Genomic DNA, 26,025 nt, shown 5'->3' with positions numbered 1-26,025 from the left:
AGGGAGGGAGGCATTTATTTGAAAGGTAGATTATAATTATTTTAATTATGCCCCTACGGTTAATTACCTATGGTTTTTATTCTAGTTTTAGTATTTCAATCGTTTGTTTGCTTTCTGGCGGATTTTTAATTCGGACCTTTATTTTTGTATAATTCCATTCATTATGTATTCGGTCAGCACTAATATCCATTTTTGCTTTTCCTTTTGTTCCTTTTAATCGGATGGTTGAATTCACCGTTTGGTTTTCATTGGTATAATGCACTGTTCCTTCTAAAATGGCTAGTTTGTCAATCGGTTCTATTTGACCAAGTAGATCATTAACTTTTTGATTAGATTTTACTTTTTCTAACGCATTTTCATAAAGTTCAGTATCTGAATAGGCCTTAGCTAAATCAGCACTAATTGTTCCCATTCCAGAAGAAATAAAAACCGATATACTAATCAATACTAATCCACTAATGGTAATAAACCATTTCCAATTATTTTTCCACCAACTTTTCTGCTTAATCAGCTCATTATTCATTTTGTGTCCTTTTTATTCAAATAGATTTTTTAATAGTCTAATTCTCTTATTAAAACCATTTTTTAATGTTTTTATGTTTTTACTAAAAATGGTTAGGCTTCTTTTAATTCACCTAAAGGTAAATAATAAATCTAGCGGGGGCAAGTCTCTTATTTAAAGGAATAGTATCTCGAAGGATTTGTAAGTTGTAAGTAAATTAAAGAAGACATTTTTATTCAAAACTGGTATAAGAACGTAAGTTATATTTAAATTAGAATATCGTGTCAAAAGTAACAACCGCTTTGATGTGATGGGCTGCGCAGCGCCGTAAATGTGCTTGAGTTCTATTATTAAAAGCAATGGAGGAGAAAGAATCAACGTCGTTGCTTATGCACGCTGATTTGCGAGGCGCACGACAATTTTAGTCGGAGTTGTCTACTGGATTATGGCACGTTTTGTTTTTCATAAATCAATTTGTTCAAATCATCTCTATCTGTGTTGTAAATTAAAAACAAGCCAATAACTAGTGGAATACCAAAAATTATAATTCTGAATATTTCAGTAATAATAATATTGACAAGACTTTTATCAGTAATATTAACTGAATTATTTATTAGAGCAATAAATTCAAGTTCATTTATCATTGAGAAAAAGTTACTTATGAAGTGAAGAATACCAAGAGTTAAAATACTTCTTGTTTTTAAATAGGTGGCACCATACATAATCCCAAAACAGGTTGTCGCATAAACTTGATTTAATATTCCTTTAATCGTTTGTCCTTCAAATGTCCATAAATTTATGATGTGCATTAAACCAAATATTAGACCTGAAAGAGCAACACTTTTAAAAACACCTATTCTAGTTTTAGGGAAATTTAGTATAAAAATTCCTAATATAAAACCTCTAAATACAAATTCCTCTAGAAAAGAAGAGCTAAAATATTTTAAGATATAAGTGAATAATAGATTAAAGCTTATAGATGAAAAATTAAAATTTAAAAAATCCTTAAAACCACCCGAGAAAACTATAATAAATAAAATTAAGGGTAAATAGTACTTAAGATTATTAAATTCGAACGAAAATAATTTAAAAGGTACTTTTGTATTTTTTGTTAAAAAAAATATTAAAATAATGCTTATAAAATTAGTTATGATTGTATCATATGATTCTGAATGATATTCGTCGAAACCACCATAAGTAAAAAAAAAATGTAATGGTAATTTATGAAAGAATATTATTATTATGATTAATAATATTGAAGATAATAATGGCTTTGTTCTATATTCTAACATAATTTGTTCGTAATAAATTTAAAGAGAAAGTGCAGAAGCACTTTCTCTTTTCTAATGATTTTAACCCCAACCAATAGTTACTGAACAGTCTGAAACACAAATACACCCAAATCCATCCCAAATCCAATCAGCAATACAGCCAGAACTACATATTTCAACATCACACGTAATTTCAGCTTTTGGTCCTGCCTTTTCACCTGAGTTATTATCTAAATCAGAAATTGATTGCATTTCATATTTAGATTTTAAATCAATTAACTTATTTGAATATTTAAATTCCGGTGCAGTAACTATAACGTCCATAACTGATAAAGTTTTTACATCTTTTCTGTATGTAACTTTTTCATTAAAGTTAAATTTTTTGACAGAGGTAAAAATACCATCATTTGCAACTAGATCATTTCCTTCTCCATTATCTTGAAATACAATATTATCAAATCCAATTTGATTTCTATCCCAAGATTTATCTGAAAAATTAGCTAAATATAGTTCTTTAACAAAAGACGTTTCATTTAAAGTTCTGACTCTAGCGTCAAATATTGAAATATTCTCTTTAAAAAAAGCTAAACTTTCAACTTCTGTCATTTGAGGTTCTTGTTCAACAGTTTCATCTTCGCTACAAGAATAAAGTGTGATACTTATAATAATAATCGCAAAGGAGAATTTTAGTAAATTTTTCATTCATTTTAATTTATTAGGAAAATCTTTTTCTTTTCAGACTTTCTCGATTTATAATAATTTCTATTCTTTCGATTTTCGTAACTCGTCTGTCTTATTTTTTATTTCTTTTTGACAGAATTTCACATTTTTTGATTTTGGATGGTCAGACCGGCTTTGACCGTAATGCTTGGTTTTAATATGTCATAACTCGTTTTATGGAGACTTTTGTTTCAAGTAGCCCTTAAATATTACGGGACGTATTTGCGTTAAGTGTCTGATTTTAATTTATTTAGCTAAGCTACGGTTAATAAATACAATAAACAATACGTAGAACTACGTATATTTATCCAAAGCTAATTACTGTTATTGGCGTAGTTTTATTTTGAGAAAAGTCATTTTTTATAAATTTATCTTTTTCTATTATATATAAAATCATTGAGTTTCCTTTTAAATCATTTCCGTGGTTATAAGCGTAATTTTTAAAAGTTTGTTTATTGTAAGAAGGGTTTGTTATTTCTACGTTAAAAGGTAACTAGCAGCCTAAATAATATTCATTTTTTTGCTAAAAAACAAAGTAACTTTTTGATTTGATTTGTTGAATTTATTAAAGCAGATTAAATTTTTAATTAGAATATCTTATCTCCAAAAAAAATTAAAATTTTCTACTATATTTTACAACTATAGGATAATTAGATCCTTCTAAAACGATATATATAAGTAGTTATGTTTTTAAAACACAGGACAGATAGTAATGAAAATAAGCTAAAATCTAAAGTTTTTTTATGTAGAACTTACCTTTTTACTGTCACAGTAATACATTCTCCTAATTTTGTACTATCTAAAAACTGTATGGAATACTATCGTTTTTAGTTAGCTTATTAAAGAACTCTTTATAGTTTTATTTGAACGCTTTTACTGACCAAAATGTAAATTGTCTTCATAAGAATAATTAATTTTTATAAAAGATTTATTTTCCATGTTTGGTTTATTTGGAAATTTAATTCCTATTATGGAACTATCTTTTTTGTTAGTCTAATAATAATAGATTCTTTAGCTTCAGTCTGATTTATAGTAATAATAATAATAATAGATTGTTTAAAAGTTCTCCAATTAGAAAATGTGATAATAATAATACGTTCAACAATAATGTTTAAAGTATTATTTTTATCTATAAATATTGTTTCTACTATGTGTAATATTCGTTATAAACTTCTCTTTAAAGCTCTTTTATGTTATGATTTTCGAACTGCCGTATATGTTCCTAAACTCTAATGCTACTAGCAGTAATAGAGGCGCAATCTGTTTGTTATTGTCAAAACCAACTACTCGATTAGCTTTAGTTATTTTACACTTTTACCTAACAACGCTACTTTTGTCAACCACTTTTCTCTAAAAGTCGAAGTTGAATTTTTTATTGAAGCAATGTAGGTGGTTTTTACGGGACTTATTCCGCAAAATTTTAATGTTCCGTTTTTAAATTGGTTGATTGTCGGGCTTTTCATTATTAGAAAATCATACCATTTTGGCGTGTCTGCTGTAATAATTAGTCGTGCTGATTTTCCTTTTAGTAATTTTTCGGGTAATGCTTTTCCCTCAATCGGTTGATATGTAATTGATGGTAAGAATGTTCTGTCTATAAAACCTTTCATTAGTGCCGGATAACCGTACCACCACATTGGAAATACCCAAACAATATGGTCTGCCTTTTTTATTTTCTCGATGGCTTTAACCAAATCAGGCTCCAATTCTACCCGTTTTCGGTAACCAAATTGCAGATTGGGATTAAATTCCAAGTCTGCAATGTTAATTCGAGAGAGTATAGAATTTGTTTTATTTATTCCTTTTATGTAGGCTTCGGATAATGCGTAATTAAAGCTCTCCTTGTCAGGATGTCCGTTTATTACTAATACTTGTTTCATGTTTGTTTTTTGTATTATACAAAGAACAATACTTCGTTACTTTTTAAAAAGGACATTTGTCTCATTCGTAATCGTTTTTCGTATTCTGCTTAAATGTCTTTGGGTAATTCCTAAATAAGAAGACAGAAAATGTAAAGGAATTGATTGTAAATATTCAGGTTGATTTATTAGTAAATCTTTGTATTTTTTTTCTGCGGATTCTTTTTGCAATAAGAAAACTCTTTTTTCCATTTTAATGTATTCCTGTTCAGTAATTAATTTGAAAAATCTAAGCCAATTAGTGCTTGATTTCTCTAAAATTAAAATGTCTTCTCTTGATATAGTTAATAACTCTATATCTGTTAATGCTTGAATATTTTCAATTGTTTTTTTTTGAGATAAAAACGAAGAGTAAGCACTAACAAAAGAATTTGAAAACGTAAAACAATAGGTAACTTCCTCTTCGGATGACGAATAATAGAACGACCTAAACAAACCAGAAACCACAAATGCTACTTCTTTGGATATTCGATTTTCTTTGATAAAAAAAGCATCCTTTTTCAATTTCTTATTCCGAACTTTACTTACAAAAAGGTCAATTTCCTGGTCAGTTAAAATATCAAATGTTTGTAGATATTTCTTCATTTTTTTAATTAGTATCAATGTGATTGTGTATGCTTAATTACATGGTTTAAGCCTTAAATATAGCGAATAAATCACATATAGAAAGTCTGCGAGTACTTTCGTAAATTGTTTAAAACCAGCAATTAATTATACATGTTTTGTTTACCCAGCACGAGCTTCCTTTAAGTTACCTAAAAGTAAATAAATAATCTAGAGGGGGCAAGTCTCTTATGTGTAGGGGTAGAAGCTGAATGGAAGGAGTCTCTAAAAGTCTATTTTAAAAACTACTATGACAATTTCTAGGCTTAACTGAAAAGGCACTCAACGTTTGTTAGCGTATAGTAATATAAGCCAACTTCAATTTAGAGAATCGCTGTAAACATTCCTGAGCGCTATTACTATTAGGCATAAAGCCGAAAGGAGCAATGTAATTGCGCACGTGAAGAATTGATAGAAGCGTAATGAGGCTATTTTAGTTGAAATAGTAGTAGTTAATTTTATTGATATTTTCTCAAAAGATTTGATTCTTTATATTTCCAACCATTATCATAAAATAATTTAACATCATAACTACCTGTTCCTTCTTGAAAGCTTTGCTCTATATGCGCGTTAATTGTGTTATTTACCACTGTAAAATTTCCAATAGATTCACCAACACCATCACTATTCATAACCCCAAATGTAGCGTTGCTGTTTTTGTCTTTTATAACAAAGAAAACATTATTTTCTTTGATCATTATATTAGTGAAATCACCATGTCCATCACAAAATGTCAAACCATCTTCGTCTGTTGATTCTTGAATATAGTTCTTAACAAAAGTTATAATAATGGTTTTCTCTTGTAACTTTATATTTTCCTCACGAGTGATTAATAATACATTTTCACCAAAAAGTATATAGTTATGATTGTTATAAACTATTTCTACATAATTAGACCAATCACAGTAATCTTGATTTGTTTTCTCTTCTCTTTTAAATTTTGTTTGTCTTAAGACTTCTACCTCCGTTTTAGCTTCAATATTAAGGTTGTTAATTTTTACTAGTTTCTCATTAAAGACTTTATAGTTTTTTGGCTTAAGAACAGCTTTTCCTCTTGACTCAATAAATTCTACAGGAAATCCTATTATTTTCTTTGGTAGGTTAGTTAGATCATATGGTTCACCTAAAAACCCATCAAAGACATAAGTATCATCGTTATTAAATTTAACCTTAACCCATTTTCCTTTAATTTCTTTATCATTATCAATTATAGTTTTTTCTGTATTGGTAACCTCTAAAATTTCTACTTTTTCGCCATAAATAAATTTCCCAACGATTTCCCCTTCAGGAGATTCTCGTATAAGTAAGCCATTTTCGGCTGTTACATATAAAAAAGTTTTAGGGGTATCCGATGTCTTTTTTTTTACTTCTATTTTCTGTTGTATTTCTGATTTTGTTAGTTGTTCTGTTTTTGATTTTTTTAATGGGTCAGCTTCAATAAAGTCTAGCGATAAAATCTCTTCAGGGTTTAATCTATCTAGTGTGTTTTCGTATTCAAAGGGGTTTATTACAAAATTGCTATAACCATTAGAAGCTGTTTTATTTAACTTCCAGTCTACTATTAGTTTATTGTTGTCGTATTTTAAAGAAAGAACTAAAAGATTAGAAAAATCGAATTGTTTTTTGATTTTTCTTTCAGGGAAAATCTGTGTGAGGCTTAATAATATCCCATTTGTTATTGGACCGTCATATTCAGGATAAAAATACCAAAAATCATTTTGTGTCGTTTTTTTATTTAAGTAAAAATCAATACTTTCCTTATTTATTTTGTGGTCCAGTTTCCAATCAAAAACTCTTCCGTGAGTTTCAAATTTTAATGTAGAATATTTACTGTTGTTAAGGTCAATGTCCATATAAACTTGATTCTTTTCTGAGAACCAAATGCCTGAAAAGTCATCAACTTTATCACATGATATAAATAGTAGTGTTAATAGTGAAAAGACAAATATTTTCATCATTTTTAAGTATTACTAACGTTTTAATATAAGAAACGTGTGGTTATGTATATGTACTATATTTTAATTTTAATACGCCGATAAATATAAATGTTTTGCTTTTATTTTTTGTTCCATAATATGGCAAATTTAATATTTAGGCAAACTTTGTAAATCTTTTTACGTCCTCTTGATTTTTAAGAATAGATTAATTTATTGTTTTAATAAAACTAATCCTCATATATCAATTCACTTCAAAGCTCTAATTCTATAATTTCTTCCTCGGTGCAATTCTCTGTTAATACTATATCCAAATAAGAAATATCTTTGTAAGGATTATCATTACCTTTTTCTAAAAAATGATAGCTGAATTTCTCCGCAAGCCTTTGCAGACACTTTTTTACTTTATTCATAAAATTTATAATTATGGTGACTTAGTACATTGCTTATAATGTATTTGTATAAGAATAGTTGCGTTTTTGTGTGCGAAGATTTTCCGAAGGAAAATCAGACGCAACAAAAGTGCAACGACCTTTGATTAAGCCTAAAATAGCAATTATTTTTATACCGTGTGTGTGCCCAGCATGGGCATCTTTTTATTTGCGTAAAAGTAAATAATTAATCTAGAGGAGTCAAGTCCCTTATGCGCAGGAGTAACGTCTTGAAGCATTAGTAAGTCGCAAGGGTGAAAACCGTGAGGTTTTATCTGAAGGCTATTTGTGATTGATTAATGAGCAAATACCACTACAAAACTCGGTACTGATACTTTGACTACGGTCAGCATAAACTAAACAGAAATCGTATACAGAGGCATAGTTATTCGGGTAAGCAAGGACACCTTTGTAACGCCCAAACAGTACAAAAAGGGTAATTATGTAGATACGGCAGTGATTGAGAGAAAGAGGATGCCATTACCTAGGGAGGTCTCCAAAGTTACGAGTTAACTATATGGAGCAATCAGCAGAGGTCATAGTACTTACAGGAAACAAGCAGAGATACCTCCGATGGTCTCACTCGTAAGGACGAACTGAACGTAATGCTCTTCAAAATTCACATAGGAGCATTAGTGGTAGTCTATGCCTAAATTAGAAGATAGTGTCAAGGGGGAAAAGCCCTTTGGCGTGATGATTTACGAACCACCGTATATGTTTCTGAGTTCTATTGCTAGTAGCAATAGGGGCGAAAGGACCAACGTAGTTGCGTATGTGCGGTGGTGTGAGAGGCGCACTCCGGCTATTTTAGTCGGAGCCGTCTACTCGATTGGCAGTAGTTATTATTTGCTACCTGCATTTAATTAAACAAAATATATCATATTATTTAATTTCAATAAGTGGATCCGTTTTTATTAGTTCAGGAAAATCTTCGGGTGGCATTGTCTAAAAATGAGCTCCTTCTATCATTCCTTCAAGAACTTTACCTGTTGTCTTATCTATAGAATAATTGCTAAATGATGTCTCATTATCAATGTTTATAGTATACGAATCAGGGTTTTCAATAATGCTATTATTAAAACCTCTACGAGGTAAACCAAAATTTTCTATAACAAAATCAATTTTACTTTGCTCTTCTTTGGTGGGAACGTAAAACTTGTCAAATCCCCAGAGATCAAATGGCCAAATATTCTGGTTGATTACATTAACTTCAAGATCGTACCGTAAATTTTCATTCTTTTTATCAAGAGGAGTAAACCTGATAATACGTTTGTATTTAATTATAGTTTTTTTTGTGTTTTTCCAAGCTGTAATTTCATATTTTAAAGAATCAAAGGTAAATTCAGGATATTTGGCAATAATGATTTTATTGGCTTGATCTACTCGTTAATTTTTAGTTACTAAAATATCATTTTTAATAATTACGACATCAATGGATTCATTATAATTAATGTGTTTTAATTGAATTGTATATTCATTCCAATTAATAGATTCATACTCTTTCTCAATTCCATCTGCACTTTGATACATTGAAAGCATCAATTCGTATTTTTTTTCCTCTTGAAAAATAATTAAATGACAAGATGCTAAAGATGCTTGGCTTATTGCAATTTTGTGTGAGAATCTAGTTAATTCAATAGAAATGGAATTGTCTATCTCTGTTTTTGTATTGAGTACTAAATTGGTTATGTCATTCATAGCGTTCTTTTGGGCATAGTTTGATAAACTAAAAACGAATAATAATAAAGTAAATAGTTTAGTCATGTTAATCGATTTTTGCTATTACTGCTAACGTTTATGTATATGGAAAGTTGCGTGTTTGTGTGCGAGGATTTTCCGAAGGAAAATCAGCAGTAGCAAACAAAGCAACTAACTTTGGTTTAGGTGAAAAGAGCATTTTTTTATATACCGTGTTGTAAGCAGTTTATTATTCACACAATTCACATATAAAATTCTCAATTTTTTCTCCTGTTAGAGTCTTTAAATTAATAATTATTTTGAAATATGCTTTATAGATTTCAAACTCATCACTAACATCATTGACGGCAATTTCAACAATATATTTCCCTTTTTTCATTGGTTCAGAAAATGTTATTGGAAATCCATAGTTTTTATAGTTTCCATCTTTGTCACAAATCATAGTAAACTCTGAATGTGATAGAATCAGCAGTTCGTCATTATCAGAAAATTCGATAGATTGTTCAATAACTTTGTCATAGTCATAATATTCAATCTTTTTATTTATGTCGTATTCAGCTATTATGTTGTCTCCTCCAGAATTTGTAATAGCAATTATAGAATTTTGATTAATCAATTCATTAATTCCGTCTGGAAAATTATAATCAAATTCTTCATTATCATATTTTTTTTTCAACGAATTTGAAGAAGCAATTACTAAAACTCCCTCTGTTATTAATTTGAATTGTTTCATTTTTTTGGAATTGCTTACAACTAGTTATATAAAAACTTTTGCTCCACATATCCCGAAAATATTATGGGATATCCGCAATTTTAGTTCCTGATTTTAATTTATTTAGCGAAGCTACACTTTATAAATACGATATACAATACGTAGAAGTACTTATATTTACCCAAAGATAATTACTGTTTTTGGCGTAGTAGTATTATCAGAAAGTCCATTTTTTACGAATTTATCTTTTTCTATTAAATATAAAATATTCTATTTTTTAGACACTAAAACCTCAATATACTTATCATACGAAAACGCTCTTATCCGAAAAACATATCCCTTTAAAGTAATTGTATCATTAGGATAAGATAGTCCTGCTAAGGAACGACTTTTAAGATTTATCTCTTCTTCGGTACCATCACCTATTATAACTTGCACATTAGCCACCGCTTGTGAAGGATTCAAAAAATAATTACGTTTATGTGTAAAATACCTTAACATTAAAGAAAGTCCATCCTTTAATTGCACAATTTGTCCAATCTTTAATAGAATTATTTCTCCATTCTTAATTTCATTTAAGACTTGTTTGTGATGTTGCTCTAAAGCTTCAGCGTCTGCAACAAAATCATTAACAATGGATTTATATTCAGAATCCGAGCTTTTTAAGACTAAATCTCCTTTCCAAAACAATATCGTATTTTTCTTTAGATAGGTGATGGTATATTCTATAACAGTTAAAGGCTTACCAGGTCTTTTTACAATTTTAGCCCAATGAATAGTTTTTGTAGTTTTATTATATTTAAAATTAATGACCTCAAAATTACTATTATAAAAAGAAGTACCCTTTTGTTCTGTAGCAACTATATTTTTAATATTATCAAAGACTTCTACTAGTTTTTTATTCATTGTTTTGGATTGGCAATGTGCCTTGGAAGAGAATAAATAAATACAACATATCAGAGTAAAAATAGTTTTCATTTTGTAAATCTAATAGATCTATTTTATGTGTACTTCCCTGTTTTCCGTGAAAGTCATTGAAAACACCTCATAATTTTAAGTATCAGAAACGTAAGGCAGTTGATAAGCACTATCGTTTTTTTTATGTTGATTTAGGTTTTGTACGACTATTCAATTTAAAATCTGCATAATTCGTTCAGTTTTACGTTCTTTATTTAGAGTTTTTGTAATCAACGTTATACTATCATTTTCTATATTTACTATTTTAAACTCAAAAGTTTTGCCGATAATTGGAGTATACAAAGTGTCATTAACTTTGTAGATAGTCATTTCATATTCACAATCAGATTTCCAATTAATTTTGCTGTGTATTACAAAATTCACAGAGTTACAACTATCAATTTGTATTGAGTCTTTTCTTTGCACTATAAATTCGTTAGACTGTGAATCTAGATATTTGAAATTTCCATTTTTGATATCAATGCACGCTTTATTTTGAGCAGAAATAGTTAATGAAAAATTTAAAATTATAAATGTTACGATGAGCGCTTTCATATTGTTGTGAACGGTTTTGTGTATGATTAGTTACGACGTTTAAACAATAGATTTAGTAAATAAACACCAACAAATAAAATCAGTGATAACTTTTGTGAGTAAGCTACAAGTCTACGATTAATTATATACGGCTTAAACGAAAAGGGTATAAGCCTTTGTTAGATTATATTAATAATACGCAAACTTCAATTTGGTGAACCGCCGTATACGTTCCTGAGTTGTATTGCTAGTAACAATAGGGGCGAAAGGACCAACGTAGTTACGTACGTATGGTGGTGTGAGAGGCGCACTCCGACTATTTTAGTTGGAGGCGTCTACTTGATTGCCAACAGGATTTGTAACTAATTATTCTTAAGTATTAATTTTATTTTCTATGTTCATTAAAGATTTTATGTTCCACAAATTGCCCAATATTATTAATTTTATATATCTCAGTTTTCAATATTTTATAAAGACCATGTTCATCAGCTTCTAAACTCGTGTTAGTAATGTATATAGCATCGTTGAATATTTCATATACAATTCTATTAGTTTCAGAATTAGAATAAAGCACTAAATTATCCATTACATTAAAATTATTATCATAATTAAAAAGTCTAACTTCAACTATGCCATCAAGTTCATTAATATGTTCTACTACAACGCTAGTTACACTTTTTTTTATTTCAGTTTTATGCTTAATATTTATGTAATCTCCATTTTCATAAAACCTTCTAAGATTTAATTTTTTAAATTCCAAGCTATCGATGCTATTAAAACTAAAAGTCCCATTTATTTCATCGTTGATGATACTATTCTCAGTTAAATAGAAATAATTAAAATCATCTATATTTAAGTCGCTTTTTTTATCAAAATCAAATATTTCAATAAACCTTCCTGTAGATTCTATTTTATATAATTTTTCATTACAAATAGAGTCAGAATCAATAGCTTTATTAAAAATAGATAATGTATCTTTCTTTAGGTTAAAAACTGTTTCAAATTTATGATAAATATTAAGGCGATTATCATCTAAACGTATAGGAAGAATATCAATAATCTTGTGTTTAAGGTGATAATTAATTATTTTAGTCATTGTTGGTGCTTCTCCTGCATCGACAGGACCTTCAACCATATAATGGCAAAATAATGAAACAATTGAGTCGTTTAATTTTACTTGATATTTGATATTAAAATTATCACAATCTGGAAAAAAATCATCTAATTTTAGCTGCTTACACATTAATCTATTATTACCAGTATAAGTATTAACAATTGTATCATTTAGGGGTAATTCTCTAGTTTCTATGGAGTCAAATAAAATTTCATTCTTTTTTATGAAAACAGGTTTTTTGGAAGATAATTTAGATTTAGGAACAAAAGCCCTAATATGTTTAAAATTAGACACTTCAACGTTTATCCATTCTTCTCTTTCTTCTTTAGAAAAGGTAGAATCTAATTCTTTCAAATTGAAAACACACTCACGATAAGGTAGAGTATTAATAATTTCTCCATCAGGAGTTTTTCTTAATTTCACTCCTTTAAAATCTGAAACATACCATAAGTAAGCTTTTTTTTTAGGAGCTAAAGGTTTTAAATCTTTTTTTAAACTATCTGCTTTTTTTGATATGTCAGTTTTATTTTCTACTGAGGTGCTTTTTTTACAACTTAAAAGTAAAAATGTTAAAATAATTAAATATTTTTTCATTAATTTATCTTGTTTTATTTTGTTGGCAACTAGTTACATGGAAACTTTAATTCCACAAATATTACAAGACATCCGCAACTTTAGTTACTGTTTTTTATTTGTTTAGCGAAGCTACACTTTATAAATACGATATACAATACGTAGAACTACGTATATTTATACTAATTATTTCCCCAAAGATAATTACTATTTTTTGTCATATAATTTAACAAATAGAACATTCAGAACAATTTTCGTAAGCAAGCTAAAACTAGCCATTAATTATACACGGCTTCAACGAAAAGGGTATAAGCCTTTGTTAGATTATATTAATAATACACAAACTTCAATTTGGTGCACCGCCGTATACGTTTTTAAGCTCTATTGCTAGTGGCAATAGAGACGAAAGGACCAACGTAGTTACTTGCGTACGGTGGTTTGAGAGGCGCACTCCGACTATTTTAGTCGAAGCCGTTTACTCGATTAGGTATAGTTTTATTATTCAACTAAAATCCATTCTGAAAAATCTGCATTCTCATCAATTAAACTCCTATATTTTTTTTTCAAACCGCTACAATAATGTCTATAAGTTGTTTCATTTTTTTGATACGCCATTTCATCTACTAAATAATTATCATCAACTCCACATTCGAAAAACCCAATACCTTTTTTTAATCTCTTAAGTTCTTTTTCCGTATAGACTCTATCTTTTTCCAAAGTCATACTTATATTAATAATTGTATCGGAATCAATTTTATAATAACTTTTTTTCTCTTTATAAAATGCTTTAGTCGTTTTTAATAAAAGGGTATCATTTTTTATTTTATTGGAGCAAAACGATATCGAGTACATTCCATCAAAATCAGACATTGTTACCTTAATTCTTCCGTTATCTGTATCCATAAATTCAAGAATTGCAAAATTTAGAGTGTCTTTAGTCGTTTCGTCAGTTATTTGTCCATAAATCTTATATATTTTTCCCGATTCAAATTGTTCATTATTTTGACAATATGAAGGCAGATTGTATAATAACGCAATTATTAAGATGAAGAGTATTCTCATTTTTTTTAATTATACCTAACGTTTATGTATAAGAATAGTTGCGGGTTTGTATGCGAGGATTTTCCGCAGGAAAATCAGATGTAGCAAAAATGCACTAACTCTTGATTAAGTACTAAACTAAGCATTATTTTTATACGGCTTCAACGAAAAAGGTATAAACCTTTGTTAGATTATATTAATAATACGCAAACTTCAATTTGGTGAACCGCCGTATACGTTCCTGAGTTGTATTGCTAGTAGCAATAGGGGCGAAAGGACCAACGTAGTTACGTACGTGCGGTGGCATGAGAGGCGCACTCCGGCTATTTTAGTCGGAGCCGTCTACTCGATTGTAAACAGTTATTTTTTGTTTTCATTAATTGAATACTCTGTGTATTTGTCATAAGCCATTAAGTCAAAAACTTTTGATTGTCCAGTTTTTAACCATCTTTTATAAACGAGCTTCCCATTCATATACACATATAGTTCGTCGTCTTTCGACTCTTTAGTAAAAATCATTTTTGTCAATCAGTTTTTTGCTAGAAACAATTATTTTCATTCCGTAATTACTTTTTAGTCAGTTTGCGTTATTTTAGATTTATATCCAATCATTTTTTTTTCAACTTCTTCTATTTTTCCGTTAACGAAAAGCTCACACAAATTTGTTATTTGCTCAAAGTCATTAAGTTTAGTTGCATAAAACGTGTTTTTATTGTCATTTAGATGTAGAAAAGTCTCAAACCATTTATTAATTTCTAGAACTTTTTCTTCAGATTTATCTCCATAAACTCCAATCCAAAAATCAGCGTGTTCATCATCAGTTTTTCTCAAGTATTCAATTGCATTAGAAATATCTTTTCTGTCAACATTATCCTTATTAAATCCTCCTCCATATTGAATGTACGAGCCTACTAATTTCATATTGTTCTATTTTCAGATTCTGATTGGTTTAATTGTTTACAACGTTTAGTATAAGAAACGTAGAGCAGTTGATAAGCACTATCGTTTCGGTTTGACACTTAGCCAAATATAATATTTTGCTTTTATATTTTTTGTTGAAAATGCCAAATTTTATATTTGACGGACTTCATAAATTAACACAGACTTTTGGAGTTAAGACAAAAGTCCTATGTTTTTTATACAGTGTGTGTGCCCAGCATGGGCATCTTTTTATTTACCTAAAGGTAGATAATTAATCTAGAGGGTGCAAGTCCCTTATGCGCAGGAGTAACGTCTTGAAGCATTAGTAAGTCGCAAGGGTGAAAACCGTGAGGTTTTATCTGAAGGCTATTTGTGATTGATTAATGAGCAAATACCACAACAAAACTCGGTACTGACGAACAGAAATCGTATACAGAGGCATAGTTATTCGGGTAAGCAAGCACATCATTGTAACGCCCAAACAGTAACAAAAGGGTAACTATGTAGATACGGCAGTGATTGAGTGAAAGAGGATGCCATTACCTGGGGAGGTCTCCAAAGTTACGAGTTGACTATTTGGAGAAGTCAGCAGAGGTCATAGTACTTACAGGAAACGAGTTGAGGGAATACCTCAGAAGGTCTCACAAGTAAGGAAGGACTGAACGTGATTCTCTTCAAAATTCGCATAGGAGCACTAGTGGTAGCCTATGCCTAAATTAGGAGATAGTGTCAAGGGTGAAAAGAGCTTTGGCGTGATGATTTACGAACCGCCGTATACGAGACCCGTACGTGCGGTGGTGTGAGAGGCGCACTCCGGCTATTTTAGTCGGAGCCGTCTACTCGATTGTAAAACGTTATTTATTTAGTCTTTATGGATTAGCATAGGTTCTTTTGACATAACAATTATTTTTTTTCTATTACACCCACCAAATAATTCAATAAGGATTTTCACTTCTTCCTTTTCACTCCATACCCTTAGTAAGAAAACTTTATTAAATAGTTCAAGAGTCTTAAACTTTAGTTGATTATCAACTATATGATTATTGCAATTTATCGACTGAGAAATAAATCCAGGTAATTTATTTTTATCGAATTTTAATTCTTTAATGCCTTTCATGTTAGTAGAATCTATTTTTATTCCTACGTTTGTGTTTTTTAACAAATCATCGTCTATAATTTCTACTTCTTTAATTTCATATTTTAATTGTTGATTGTTTTTAGTGTAAAATTCTAATGTTAATTCTCCACCACCACATGCTTGTGAATAAGAAAACTGATAAATAAAAATTGCTATTAAAAAAGTTGTAATTTTCATAATCATTTTATTATTTTTTTTATTATTTCTGAAGTTACATTTATCACTTCATTAACTCTGTTTATACTTCTAAGGTTTGCTAAATGAAAATGACCTACGGGTTTATTAGATTTACCTCTTATTGAAGTAGCAATAAACATTATTTCGTTTGATAAATAATTACCTCCACCACCTTCTGTTGAAGAACTTAATTTTGTAGAGTCAAATTTGACGTTTAGGCCATTAATTTTTAAAGAAGAATTATTTCCAAAAATTTTCTTTTTAGGGAGTGTTGTCAAATTATGTGTGATACTAGTATTAGGTACAAATCTATTAGTATTGTAATTGTATTTAATGTAGTCTTGACCACCAATGCATATATTATCATGAAATCCTCCTCTATATTCTATTGCATCAGCTTCAATATCAAACCAATTATTCCCTCCATTTAAACTGGTTGTTATAATAGCATCTACTTTTGAAATGTGTTTTGATATCAATTTTTCTACAACTTTTTTATCAAAATCTTCATAACGTACAGGAAAGATACAAGTTTGTATATAAATATCTTGATTAAGGAATTCTTTATTTTTATTTAAATATAGAGCAACAATGCCAGAGGGGTTAAAAGTATCGGCTGAATCTGGACCCATATTTGTTGAGAATTTAGGGTCAGGATTTAATTGAAAAGGGTCAAATCCAGTAATAAGTATTTTTTTCTTATTTCCAGCTTTTGCTTTTGAGAAGTCTACACCTGTATAGTTTCTGCTTTTATTCTCAAAATCATTGATAGCGGTATCTAATTTAGTCCCTTTATAAACTTCGGAAGTCTCTAAATTAAAATCACCTTTATAGCAGGGGTTACGTTTTAAGTAGGTTAACATTTTATTTCTTGCCCAATATAAAGGGCGGTCATCATAGTTGTTTTTTTGAACTTCTTTTGCAGAAATTTTCCAGAGCTTAGGAGCGTACTCATCAATTAAGTGAAGTATCTCTGCTGCTTCTATACCCTGAGAAGATATTTTTTTAATAAATTTTTCGACGACTTTAATTACTTTACTGTTTTTATTTATAATAAATTTATTTTCATAATTATTTTTAATATCTTTTTGACTAACATCATTGATATTAATAAGTCCTATTAATTCTTCATAATTTCTTCGATAAGAAACGGGTTTTAAGTAATCAGTATCTTGTTTAGGTAAGCTTTTTGAAGTACTCCATTCTTTATCCTTAAATTTTACATCAAAAGTAAATGTAATAGCTTCATCTGGGTTTACTAATGTTTGATGAGCTTTAGGGGTAAATCCATTAACAGGAGTAGTATCATAATAATAATTTTCAACTGTTTCATCATACCATTTTGGGTCAATATAAAAATCTTTTAAGATAGCTTTATTATTTTCAACTTTTATGGTATGTATTATTTCTTCAAAATCAGGGATAATATTTCCTCCAATTTGTGCTTTAATTTTCACATCTATTTTTTTCCCGTCTTTTACATTAAATGTATTAATTTGAATTTTAATGCTTTCTCCAAATAAAGCTTCTGTTGTAAATCTGTCTACTTGTTGTAATTGTTTTCCTTTACTATTTAGCCAATATGCATCTTTTATACCTACAGGAGTTAAATATCTTGTATGAGATTCTCCATCTTCAAATGTTATTGTAAATCCTGTTTTTTTCATATTGACAGCTTTCTTTAATGTCTTGTCCTGAAATATGGCTACAGGTTAAAATTGAATTAAACTGATAATTTATATAACATATTTGGTGTTTTATAATCTAAAGATAAGTGTAATCTTACTTCGTTGTATCAATTAATTGTATTTTTTTGCAGCTCTCTTAGCGTGAGCCACATTATCAAAGGTTTGGTCGTGATAAAATTCATCTTTTAAAATTCCGTTTACACGTTCCGCCATCGCATTTTCGTAACAAATATTTTGTTCGGAAAAAGGAGACGACCAATTAGCAAAAAAGGGAGCTATATGAAAGGAAAACGACAAAGCAGATAGCCCCTGTATTTGGTACACTAACCCATTTTTTAGGCATGAGTAAGGTAAATACCCTTGGGATTAAACAAGCTAATAAATGTATGCATCTATCCGCAACAACCTATAATCTTAAAAAGTATTTAAAATATATTAAAAACGGGCCAGAAAGTATAGCGGGACTACTTGCTTTTATTAAAAGCATCAAAAACCACCTAATAAGCCTTCGAATACTATGTTTTAAGCCACTTGCATTTTAGAGAAAAAATGACGTATTAAAATTAAAAACAGCTTAAAATCAAAGATTTTAAGCTGTTTTTATGCTTTTTTAAGGGGTTGTGCAACGGTTACCGGTGTTCTACGCAGTTTTATTCCGTCATTTTGTTAATCAATTCAATTCCTTTCTCTAAAGTTTCATCTTTTTCAGTGGATGATTGACTCACATAATTTTCTGGAATATATTTTTCTCTTGGTGTTCCGTTTAAGTGAAATAATTTTTCAGTGGTTAGTTTATAGTCTAAATTCTCATTTTTAAGATGAAAATTGTTTGTTGAACCTCCTGCAAGTCTTTTCATTTCTGTACCAACTATTTCCGCTCGTCCTAATCCGTCAAATCCAATTGCAAGACCTTCTCCCATACTTCCTGTCCATTTTCCGACAAGAACAACAACTGGATTTTTATATTGCTTATTTCTTGGACTTACGTGTTCTGCCCAACTCCTTTTTATTATTGGTTGATTGTCCCAACTTTCATCAAAAATTTGATGTAATTGATATGGCATACTTTCATTAATAAATCTACTCATAATTCCTCTAGCAACATAACTATTTCCACCTCCTGTTGTATTTCTCAAGTCTATGATTAATCCTTTTGTGTTTTGTAAACGATCAATCGCAGAATCAAATTTTTCAATTAAGGCATTTTGCCCAAGCGAATTATTTAGCCTAATAATTCCAATATTATTAATTGTTGAAAGAGTCAAAAGGCTACTTTTTTTTTTTAGTTTTATTTTGTCTAAATCAAAATCTATAATTTTACCATTAGAAAGTTTAAGAGTTAAAACTCTTGGTTCATTATATTTTCCGGCAATAATTTTATTTGTAATCCAATTTCTTGTTTCAAAATCGTTTTTATCATTGCAAATAGTAGGGAACTTTTCAATTTTAGTGATTAGGTCGATTCCATTAATTTTTAAAACTTCTGAACCTATAATATTTAAATCAATATTCTCAATTTGAGTTTGCCATACATTTTTTATTTTGGCCTTACCATTGTTTGTAACTGTGAAAATTGGTGAATCTAATCTATATGATGGTCTAATTGCTCTCATTAACATAACGTGACTATCATAAAATTCATCGAGTAAATATTCAAAGAATAATAGTCTTTGGTCTTCAGAATCTATAAGTTTTATTTTTTGCTTATAATTTGAATATATACAATCAATATCTACTTTTTTATCATTTAGATATATGTAGTTATTTTTAATATCTGAGATTATTTGCTCAAAATCTTCTTCTATTTTATTCTGGTCAATCTTGTTTTCCTGTGAATTGGCACAAGAAAAATTCAGAAGGATTAATGTCATTAAAATCAGGTTTCTCATAAATTGTACTGTTGTTGGTTTAAATTGCGTAGAACTCGTTATATAAAGACTTTTGTTCCAAATATCCCGAAAATATTATGGAACATCCGCAGCTTAAGTTATTGATTTTAATTTATTTAGCTAAGCTACACTTTGTAAATACGATATACAATACGTAGAACTACGTATATTTATACTAATTATTTACCCAAAGATAATTACTGTTTTTGGCGTAGTAGCAGTATCAGAAAGTCCATTTTTCATGAATTTATCTTTTTGTATTAAATATATAATCAGTGAGCTTCCTTTTAAATTATTTCTGTGCTTATAAGCTTGATTTCTAAAAGTTTGTTTATTAAAACAAGCCTTTGCTATTGCTAAATCAGGGTTAATATTTGATAAAGAATATAAAAGTACGTTAGTGCAAAATTAATGAAATTTTACTTGTTTTTTAACAGAGTACTTTGTTGGTAACTGGTTTTATTCCGTTTTTTTATAATTGTCAAAATTTATTCCGTTAGTTTTAAAGAAAACATTACTAAATTCCGATTTATTTTTAGTTACTAAATCATAATCAATCTCAACAAAATCTCCATGTGTTGCAGTTGCTATATCATATTTTTTATTGTCAATAATCAAGGTCATATGTATTGCTCCTAATTTCACCGTAATATCAGGTTCATAGATTAATGAGGAAATCTGTCTTTTGAATTTTGTAAGTTGCTCAGTTGATAATATGAATTCCCCAGAGTTATTACTCATTATTACTTTTTCAATTTTTTCTACCTCTACAAAATCTGAAAAAATCATTTTTCTTTCGGTTTTACAAGAAAGAAATTGAATTATTATGAATATTGATAAGAGTTTCGATTTCATTTTTCTGCTTGTCGCCAACATGTTATATAAACACTTTTAATACACATATCCCGTAAATATTAAGGGATATCCCTAACTTAAGTTCCTGTTTGTAATTGGTTAAGCGAAGCTAAACTTTATAAATACGATATACAATGCGTAGAACTACGTATATTCATACTAATTATTTACCCAAAGATAATTACTGTTTTTGTCATAGTTTTATTATCAAACAATCCATTTTTCATGAATTTATCTTTTTCTATTAAATATAAAATCAGTGAGCTTCCTTTTAAATCATTTCCGTAGTTATAAGCGTAATTTCTAAAAGTTTGTTTATTAAAACAAGCCTTTGCTATTGCTAAATCAGGGTTAATATTGGATAAAGAATATAAAAGCACGTTAGTGAAAAATTAATGCGATTTTACTTGTTTTTAGCACAGTACTTTGTTGTAACACGTTATTATTAAATGTAAATAGATTTTAAATCGATAGAAACTTAAATAATAGGATCTAATCAATCATGTTACCGTTTTCGTCCCATTTTCTAAGTATTTTATTTGTATCATGTAAGTTAGTTGCCTCATATCTTTTATTACCGTTGTCATAATAATTAGTCATTAAATCGTTTCTAAAATCTTTAACAATAGAGATATTACCTTTATTCCAAATTTTTTCATTGTCAAATGTTCGTTCATATTTAAGAGCACCATCATAATCCCATTGTTTTAAGGTTATTACTAATTCACCTTTATTAAATACACTAAGTTTTTTTTTATTCTGAGTATGTATATCATAATCTAGACATAATCCATGTGGTTTACCCAAGAAAAAATTATATTCCTTGAAAAGATTCCCATTATTTGCTTTATAACCTAAAAACCCATTAAAAAAACGCTCTAAATATTGCCCATTTTCATCTCTACAATAATTATTAGGGTTTCGTCTAATAGTATCTGCAACTACATCAATGCTTTCATTTAGTTTACAAATTATAATACCTTCACTTTCCATTTTACTTGTTAATTCATCGAATTTCTTCTCAAAGTCTTTTGGATAAGGTTTTAAATATTCAAAATCTTTAATGTTTTTTTTATAGAATTTGTAAAATGATGTTATAGAATTAACCGTTTCAGTTTGATTGATTGATAATAGATAGCTTTTTAGGTTTTCCATATCACAGTCTTCATATGAGCTTTCAATAAACCAATTTGCTTTACCATATTCTTCTAGTTGAAAATCGAAATTAATTAAATCGAATAAAGCTTGTGTTTTTTTTTCGAATTTTCTATTTTCATTTTCGTCCAATTGGGAATCAATACATTTTTCTCTTGATTCTCCAATATGTTGAATTAAATTAGCATTATCTAAAGTATAAAATAAGAATTTATTAATTTTTGATATCATTTAGGTTCACTTTTTTGTTTGAGAAGAAACTTGTGGTTTTTTATATTTTTTTTAGTTCTTCAACATCAAATTTCAAAAGCTACTACTTTTGTTATTCTTTTAGTTTCAGAATGTGTTACAACTCGTTATATAAAGACTTTTGTTCCAAATATCCCGTAAATATTAAGGGATATCCGTGACTTAAGTTCCTGTTTGTAATTGGTTAAGCGAAGCTACACTTTATAAATACGATATACAATACTTAGAACTACTTATATTTACACTAAAATTTACCCAAAGATAATTACTGTTTTTAGCATAGTTTTATTATCAAACAATCCATTTTAATGAATTTATCTTTTTCTATTAAATATAAAATCAGTGAGCGTCCTTTTAAATCATTTCCGTGTTTATAATCTTGATTTCTAAGAGTTTGTTTATTAAAATAAGCCTTTACTATTGCCAAATCAGGATTAATATTTGATAAAGAATATAAAAGGACGTTAGTGAAAAATTAATGCGATTTTACTTGTATTTAACACAGTACTTTGTTGGTAACTGGGCTTTTATTACTATTACTTAGGTCAATCAATTATCTCAAAATTCAATTCGTTGGTTTTTATCTTTTTCTTTTCAATTTTAATTTCTAAAGGTTCAATATTTATTTTTCCAGTTGCTGAAGCTTTGCAAATAAAATATATGTAATGATATTCAAATCCATTCTCATAAAGTGTCGAAATCCCTGCTTTTTCTACATTAAATTTCTCACTTAAATTCTCTATAAACTCCATTGAAATACTTGTTTTGTCAAAATTCATATTGCTTTCAATAACAATCTTAAAACGGTCATTTATTTTAAAAATATTTTTATCTGTCCAAAGTAATAAAGCTCTATCATTTATATTCTTTGAAATTCGAGATGCAATTTCCCCTTCAAGTCTTTCTTTTGCAGCAGCTTTATATTTGTCTATTCTATCAACTTCTTGTTCATCAGCCAATTTTAGGGAATCAAGTTTAGAGAGTTTGACAGGTTTTTTAAGAATCACATATTCGTCTATTGGAATTTCGTAAGATTTATTATTTGACCAAAGTTTTGCTGAAGGTAATTTGTAAGTTGTATCAATTTTTGCAGTAAATCGATAGTCATAATATATTTTTTTTGGAGATAAATTTTGACCATTAATATCCAATGTTTTGTTTTTGGATTTAATCAGATTTGTATCAATTGGGAAATTTATAGAATCTATTCCTTTGTCAAATCTTACAACTAAAGCAAGTGTCTCAAAACTATAAAATTTAGTAACCAAAATAGATTTAGGTGCATCAGTTTGACAGAAAGCATTCATTGTCAAAAAGATAGATATTATTAATGTAATTTGGTTTTTCATTTGTTTTGTTACTAACTGTGTTTGTATATGATTAGTGTCGTGTATAAGTAACTAATTTAGCAAATAAAAAACAAATAGAACATTCAGAACAATTTTCGTAAGCAAGCTAAAAAACTAGCAATTAATTATATACGGCTTAAACGAAAAGGGTATAAGCCTTTGTTAGATTATATTAATAATAGGCAAACTTCAATTTGGTGAACCGCCGTATACGTTCCTGAGTGCTATTGTTGGTCGCAATAGAGACGAAAGGACAAACGCAGTTACGTACGTGCGGTGGTGTGAGAGCGCACTCCGGCTATTTTAGTCGGAGCCGTCTACTCGATTAGCCACAGTATTTATTATACTGACTCCTTTACGGTTTTAATGAGTTTCAATAATTTATCTAAATCAACAGTACTGTTTTTATCTTTATTTTCCTCTTTTAAAAGTTCTGACTCAGAAATTATTGGTTTATTTTTTAGGTGATTAGATATTATTTTATCAAGTGCGTTATTAATTCTTAATATGCCATCATTGATATTAGGGGATAAATTATTTATTGAAATTAATAGACCTTGTATATAATTTATATTGTGAATATTATTAGAAATAGCGATGAGTTGTCTTTGTGCTCTGTTCATTTGAAAAACAAATCCCCACATTAAAGCACCTGCAATTGGTAATGGTAAGAAAAGCATTAAATATTGTTCGAAGTTTGGAAAATCTTTATTAGACGCTAATTTATAGACAGCATTCATTTCGATTGTAGAAATGATAATTACTGTTATAATTGAAAGGCCAGCAAAGACATAGTACAATACATTTAATCTATTATGTTCTTGCTTTATAGGTTTTAAGTAATCTTTAAGTTGTGTGAATGTATCATTTATTTTTTGTTCCCAGTCACTTTTTGCATCTTCTTGCTTTTGTTTTATTTCTAATTCCCTTTTTTTCTGGTTTAATTCATTCTCAATACCTGAAAGCTTTTTCTTAGTTTCTTCAGAGACTTTTTTTTGTTCTTTATTTGCGTTTTGATTGTGTGCAAGAATGTTTTTTAATTCGAGTTCTCTTTTTTCTAACTCTACAATTCTATTGTTATAGTATTTCTCAGAATTTGAATAATGTTTAGTTTCTAACAAACTACTTGAACTTAATTTTTCATAAAGTTGCTTTAGCATATCGTTTGACTCTGCTAAATCATTATTGCTAATTTGTGTTAAAGATTGTAATCTTTTATATTCAGGAAGTAATCTGTTTTTTATATAACTAGCTTCGTTAATTTGTCCTAGGCTGCTGAAATTATACAAGAATTGTATAATTTTAAGAAATTTATTTTTTTTGATAATATTAGTGTTACTATATACTTCCTTAAAAAAATCTAACATATGATCAAATTCTTCTATTTCATCTGCCATTCGGCTATAAGTTCCCATAGTGTTTTTTTTATTGTGGCTACAACTCGTTATATAAAGACTTTTGTTCCAAATATCCCGTAAATATTATGGGACATCCGCAACTTTAGTTCCTGGTGTTAATTTGTTTAGCGAAGCTACACTTTATAAATACGATATACAATACGTAGAACTACGTATATTTATACTAATTATTTACCCAATGATAATTACTGTTTTTAGCATAGTTTTATTATCAAACAATCCATTTTAATGAATTTATCTTTTTCTATTAAATATAAAATTAATGAGTTTCCTTTTAAATCATTTTCGTGCTTATAAGCGTAATTTCTAAAAGTTTGTTTATTAAAACAAGCCTTTGCCATTGCTAAATCAGGGTTAATATTTGATAAAGAATATAAAAGTACGTTCGTGAAAAATTAATGAGATTTCACTTGTTTTTAACACAGTACTTTGTTGTGCCACGTTTTTAATTCCGTTAAATATCATTTTAAAGTATCCGTTTTTTTATCAGCAATTATTGAATCAGTAGATTTTGTTAATTCAATTCTGTCACTATTATTCGGAACTTTGTCTTCAACTTTGTTTTTTTGAAATATAAATCCGCCAATAAAACCTAATAAGGCTATTGCTAGATATTTAAGAATTGACATTTTAAAGTCACGTGATTGTATTAAAAAATATTTTAGTTGCCATTGTAATTTTAAATATCTAAAATAAGTTAAATCCAAATACATTAAATGAACTTCTTTCGCGATTGATTTTTTTATGAAATATTTACAGAAATTATTTGTAGCATCTGGATTGTATGTTTTCAATATTTCAATATTATCTGCTAATTCGGAATTGTTTTGAAAAGCTTTTATATTTTTAAAAAATTCCATATTTACTTCTTGGATTTTACCATGTTTAAAGAGTAAATCACATTCAGTTAAATCGTTCGTTTTATATTTAATATAGGCTTTAACCCACATATTTTTTGTTTTTAGTTTGGTTTCTAAAATGTGGCACAACTCGTTATATGGAGACTTTTATTCCACATACCCCGTAAATATTAAGGGATACCCATAAATTAAGTACCTGTTTGTAATTGGTTTAGCGAAGCTACACTTTATAAATTCCATATACAATACGTAGAACTACGTATATTTACCCAAAGATAATTACTGTTTTTGGCATAGTTTTACGGGAATCCACAAAG

The 26,025-nt window shown here is 28.6% G+C and carries 24 protein-coding genes; all 24 read right to left on the bottom strand.

Annotation, left to right across the window (positions count from 1 at the left end; genetic code table 11):
- Positions 1–76: 76 nt before the first annotated feature.
- Positions 77–523: a cytochrome c oxidase assembly factor Coa1 family protein gene (locus E9099_RS17045; protein WP_136584719.1), complete on the bottom strand. Its 447-nt coding sequence runs from the start codon at positions 521–523 to the stop codon at positions 77–79.
- Between the two features lie 422 nt (positions 524–945).
- The gene (locus E9099_RS17040) at positions 946–1,794 is read right to left on the bottom strand and encodes a CPBP family intramembrane glutamic endopeptidase (RefSeq protein WP_136584718.1); all 849 of its coding nucleotides are present in this window, start codon (positions 1,792–1,794) and stop codon (positions 946–948) included.
- Between the two features lie 60 nt (positions 1,795–1,854).
- Complete coding sequence (locus E9099_RS17035) at positions 1,855–2,475, bottom strand: hypothetical protein (protein ID WP_136584717.1); 621 nt, start codon at positions 2,473–2,475, stop codon at positions 1,855–1,857.
- A 1,319-nt stretch (positions 2,476–3,794) separates the two neighbouring features.
- Entirely contained in the window at positions 3,795–4,373 is a 579-nt protein-coding gene (locus E9099_RS17030; protein WP_136584716.1) for an NAD(P)H-dependent oxidoreductase, read from the bottom strand.
- Positions 4,374–4,409: 36 nt separating this feature from the next.
- On the bottom strand, positions 4,410–4,997 hold the full coding sequence (locus tag E9099_RS17025) for a Crp/Fnr family transcriptional regulator (protein ID WP_136584715.1): 588 nt from the start codon (positions 4,995–4,997) through the stop codon (positions 4,410–4,412).
- A 476-nt stretch (positions 4,998–5,473) separates the two neighbouring features.
- Positions 5,474–6,973: an SH3 domain-containing protein gene (locus E9099_RS17020; RefSeq protein WP_136584714.1), complete on the bottom strand. Its 1,500-nt coding sequence runs from the start codon at positions 6,971–6,973 to the stop codon at positions 5,474–5,476.
- A gap of 1,793 nt (positions 6,974–8,766) precedes the next feature.
- A complete protein-coding gene (locus E9099_RS17015; protein WP_136584713.1) occupies positions 8,767–9,144 on the bottom strand; it encodes a hypothetical protein in 378 nt (125 codons plus the stop codon).
- Positions 9,145–9,307: 163 nt separating this feature from the next.
- On the bottom strand, positions 9,308–9,811 hold the full coding sequence (locus E9099_RS17010) for a hypothetical protein (RefSeq protein WP_136584712.1): 504 nt from the start codon (positions 9,809–9,811) through the stop codon (positions 9,308–9,310).
- A gap of 249 nt (positions 9,812–10,060) precedes the next feature.
- Positions 10,061–10,696, bottom strand: a complete 636-nt coding sequence (locus tag E9099_RS17005) for a hypothetical protein (protein WP_136584711.1) — start codon at positions 10,694–10,696, stop codon at positions 10,061–10,063.
- Between the two features lie 222 nt (positions 10,697–10,918).
- Complete coding sequence (locus E9099_RS17000; protein ID WP_136584710.1) at positions 10,919–11,302, bottom strand: hypothetical protein; 384 nt, start codon at positions 11,300–11,302, stop codon at positions 10,919–10,921.
- 364 nt (positions 11,303–11,666) lie between these two features.
- Positions 11,667–12,989, bottom strand: coding sequence for a hypothetical protein (locus tag E9099_RS16995; protein WP_136584709.1), 1,323 nt, complete (start codon positions 12,987–12,989; stop codon positions 11,667–11,669).
- Between the two features lie 477 nt (positions 12,990–13,466).
- Positions 13,467–14,030, bottom strand: coding sequence for a carboxypeptidase-like regulatory domain-containing protein (locus E9099_RS16990; RefSeq protein WP_136584708.1), 564 nt, complete (start codon positions 14,028–14,030; stop codon positions 13,467–13,469).
- Positions 14,031–14,369: 339 nt separating this feature from the next.
- Positions 14,370–14,528, bottom strand: a complete 159-nt coding sequence (locus E9099_RS19315) for a hypothetical protein (RefSeq protein ID WP_168800775.1) — start codon at positions 14,526–14,528, stop codon at positions 14,370–14,372.
- 54 nt (positions 14,529–14,582) lie between these two features.
- On the bottom strand, positions 14,583–14,930 hold the full coding sequence (locus E9099_RS16985; RefSeq protein WP_136584707.1) for a hypothetical protein: 348 nt from the start codon (positions 14,928–14,930) through the stop codon (positions 14,583–14,585).
- Between the two features lie 862 nt (positions 14,931–15,792).
- Positions 15,793–16,245 (bottom strand): hypothetical protein, encoded by a 453-nt coding sequence (locus E9099_RS16980; RefSeq protein WP_136584706.1) that lies wholly within the window; start codon positions 16,243–16,245, stop codon positions 15,793–15,795.
- Between the two features lie 2 nt (positions 16,246–16,247).
- Entirely contained in the window at positions 16,248–17,912 is a 1,665-nt protein-coding gene (locus tag E9099_RS16975) for a hypothetical protein (protein WP_136584705.1), read from the bottom strand.
- 132 nt (positions 17,913–18,044) lie between these two features.
- Entirely contained in the window at positions 18,045–18,257 is a 213-nt protein-coding gene (locus E9099_RS16970) for a transposase (protein WP_136584704.1), read from the bottom strand.
- A gap of 326 nt (positions 18,258–18,583) precedes the next feature.
- Positions 18,584–19,804, bottom strand: a complete 1,221-nt coding sequence (locus E9099_RS16960) for a S41 family peptidase (RefSeq protein ID WP_168800774.1) — start codon at positions 19,802–19,804, stop codon at positions 18,584–18,586.
- 477 nt (positions 19,805–20,281) lie between these two features.
- Positions 20,282–20,611 (bottom strand): hypothetical protein, encoded by a 330-nt coding sequence (locus E9099_RS16955; RefSeq protein WP_136584701.1) that lies wholly within the window; start codon positions 20,609–20,611, stop codon positions 20,282–20,284.
- 233 nt (positions 20,612–20,844) lie between these two features.
- Positions 20,845–21,057, bottom strand: coding sequence for a hypothetical protein (locus E9099_RS16950; protein WP_136584700.1), 213 nt, complete (start codon positions 21,055–21,057; stop codon positions 20,845–20,847).
- Positions 21,058–21,169: 112 nt separating this feature from the next.
- The gene (locus E9099_RS16945) at positions 21,170–22,063 is read right to left on the bottom strand and encodes a hypothetical protein (RefSeq protein ID WP_136584699.1); all 894 of its coding nucleotides are present in this window, start codon (positions 22,061–22,063) and stop codon (positions 21,170–21,172) included.
- 563 nt (positions 22,064–22,626) lie between these two features.
- Entirely contained in the window at positions 22,627–23,430 is an 804-nt protein-coding gene (locus E9099_RS16940; RefSeq protein WP_136584698.1) for a BatD family protein, read from the bottom strand.
- A gap of 341 nt (positions 23,431–23,771) precedes the next feature.
- Positions 23,772–24,845, bottom strand: a complete 1,074-nt coding sequence (locus E9099_RS16935; RefSeq protein WP_136584697.1) for a hypothetical protein — start codon at positions 24,843–24,845, stop codon at positions 23,772–23,774.
- Between the two features lie 464 nt (positions 24,846–25,309).
- Positions 25,310–25,798, bottom strand: a complete 489-nt coding sequence (locus E9099_RS16930) for a hypothetical protein (protein ID WP_136584696.1) — start codon at positions 25,796–25,798, stop codon at positions 25,310–25,312.
- Positions 25,799–26,025: the final 227 nt, after the last annotated feature.

The sequence above is a fragment of the Psychroserpens sp. NJDZ02 genome (assembly GCF_004843725.1).
Lineage (GTDB): Bacteria > Bacteroidota > Bacteroidia > Flavobacteriales > Flavobacteriaceae > Olleya.
The sequence above is the reverse complement of the archived record's forward strand: the minus strand, read 5'-3'. Positions and strand labels throughout refer to the sequence as shown.

What these genes read in the sequence shown, in the direction of transcription:
- E9099_RS17005 (WP_136584711.1), bottom strand. Translation starts at nt 10,696, where the DNA reads ATGAATAAAAAACTAGTAGAAGTCTTTGATAATATTAAAAATATAGTT.
- E9099_RS16935 (WP_136584697.1), bottom strand. Translation starts at nt 24,845, where the DNA reads ATGGGAACTTATAGCCGAATGGCAGATGAAATAGAAGAATTTGATCAT.
- E9099_RS17000 (WP_136584710.1), bottom strand. Translation starts at nt 11,302, where the DNA reads ATGAAAGCGCTCATCGTAACATTTATAATTTTAAATTTTTCATTAACT.
- E9099_RS17040 (WP_136584718.1), bottom strand. Translation starts at nt 1,794, where the DNA reads ATGTTAGAATATAGAACAAAGCCATTATTATCTTCAATATTATTAATC.
- E9099_RS17020 (WP_136584714.1), bottom strand. Translation starts at nt 6,973, where the DNA reads ATGATGAAAATATTTGTCTTTTCACTATTAACACTACTATTTATATCA.
- E9099_RS16955 (WP_136584701.1), bottom strand. Translation starts at nt 20,611, where the DNA reads ATGATTTTTTCAGATTTTGTAGAGGTAGAAAAAATTGAAAAAGTAATA.
- E9099_RS16975 (WP_136584705.1), bottom strand. Translation starts at nt 17,912, where the DNA reads ATGAAAAAAACAGGATTTACAATAACATTTGAAGATGGAGAATCTCAT.
- E9099_RS16985 (WP_136584707.1), bottom strand. Translation starts at nt 14,930, where the DNA reads ATGAAATTAGTAGGCTCGTACATTCAATATGGAGGAGGATTTAATAAG.
- E9099_RS19315 (WP_168800775.1), bottom strand. Translation starts at nt 14,528, where the DNA reads ATGATTTTTACTAAAGAGTCGAAAGACGACGAACTATATGTGTATATG.
- E9099_RS17030 (WP_136584716.1), bottom strand. Translation starts at nt 4,373, where the DNA reads ATGAAACAAGTATTAGTAATAAACGGACATCCTGACAAGGAGAGCTTT.
- E9099_RS17025 (WP_136584715.1), bottom strand. Translation starts at nt 4,997, where the DNA reads ATGAAGAAATATCTACAAACATTTGATATTTTAACTGACCAGGAAATT.
- E9099_RS17035 (WP_136584717.1), bottom strand. Translation starts at nt 2,475, where the DNA reads ATGAAAAATTTACTAAAATTCTCCTTTGCGATTATTATTATAAGTATC.
- E9099_RS17045 (WP_136584719.1), bottom strand. Translation starts at nt 523, where the DNA reads ATGAATAATGAGCTGATTAAGCAGAAAAGTTGGTGGAAAAATAATTGG.
- E9099_RS16945 (WP_136584699.1), bottom strand. Translation starts at nt 22,063, where the DNA reads ATGATATCAAAAATTAATAAATTCTTATTTTATACTTTAGATAATGCT.
- E9099_RS16930 (WP_136584696.1), bottom strand. Translation starts at nt 25,798, where the DNA reads ATGTGGGTTAAAGCCTATATTAAATATAAAACGAACGATTTAACTGAA.
- E9099_RS16960 (WP_168800774.1), bottom strand. Translation starts at nt 19,804, where the DNA reads ATGACATTAATCCTTCTGAATTTTTCTTGTGCCAATTCACAGGAAAAC.
- E9099_RS16980 (WP_136584706.1), bottom strand. Translation starts at nt 16,245, where the DNA reads ATGAAAATTACAACTTTTTTAATAGCAATTTTTATTTATCAGTTTTCT.
- E9099_RS16940 (WP_136584698.1), bottom strand. Translation starts at nt 23,430, where the DNA reads ATGAAAAACCAAATTACATTAATAATATCTATCTTTTTGACAATGAAT.
- E9099_RS17010 (WP_136584712.1), bottom strand. Translation starts at nt 9,811, where the DNA reads ATGAAACAATTCAAATTAATAACAGAGGGAGTTTTAGTAATTGCTTCT.
- E9099_RS16990 (WP_136584708.1), bottom strand. Translation starts at nt 14,030, where the DNA reads ATGAGAATACTCTTCATCTTAATAATTGCGTTATTATACAATCTGCCT.
- E9099_RS16995 (WP_136584709.1), bottom strand. Translation starts at nt 12,989, where the DNA reads ATGAAAAAATATTTAATTATTTTAACATTTTTACTTTTAAGTTGTAAA.
- E9099_RS17015 (WP_136584713.1), bottom strand. Translation starts at nt 9,144, where the DNA reads ATGACTAAACTATTTACTTTATTATTATTCGTTTTTAGTTTATCAAAC.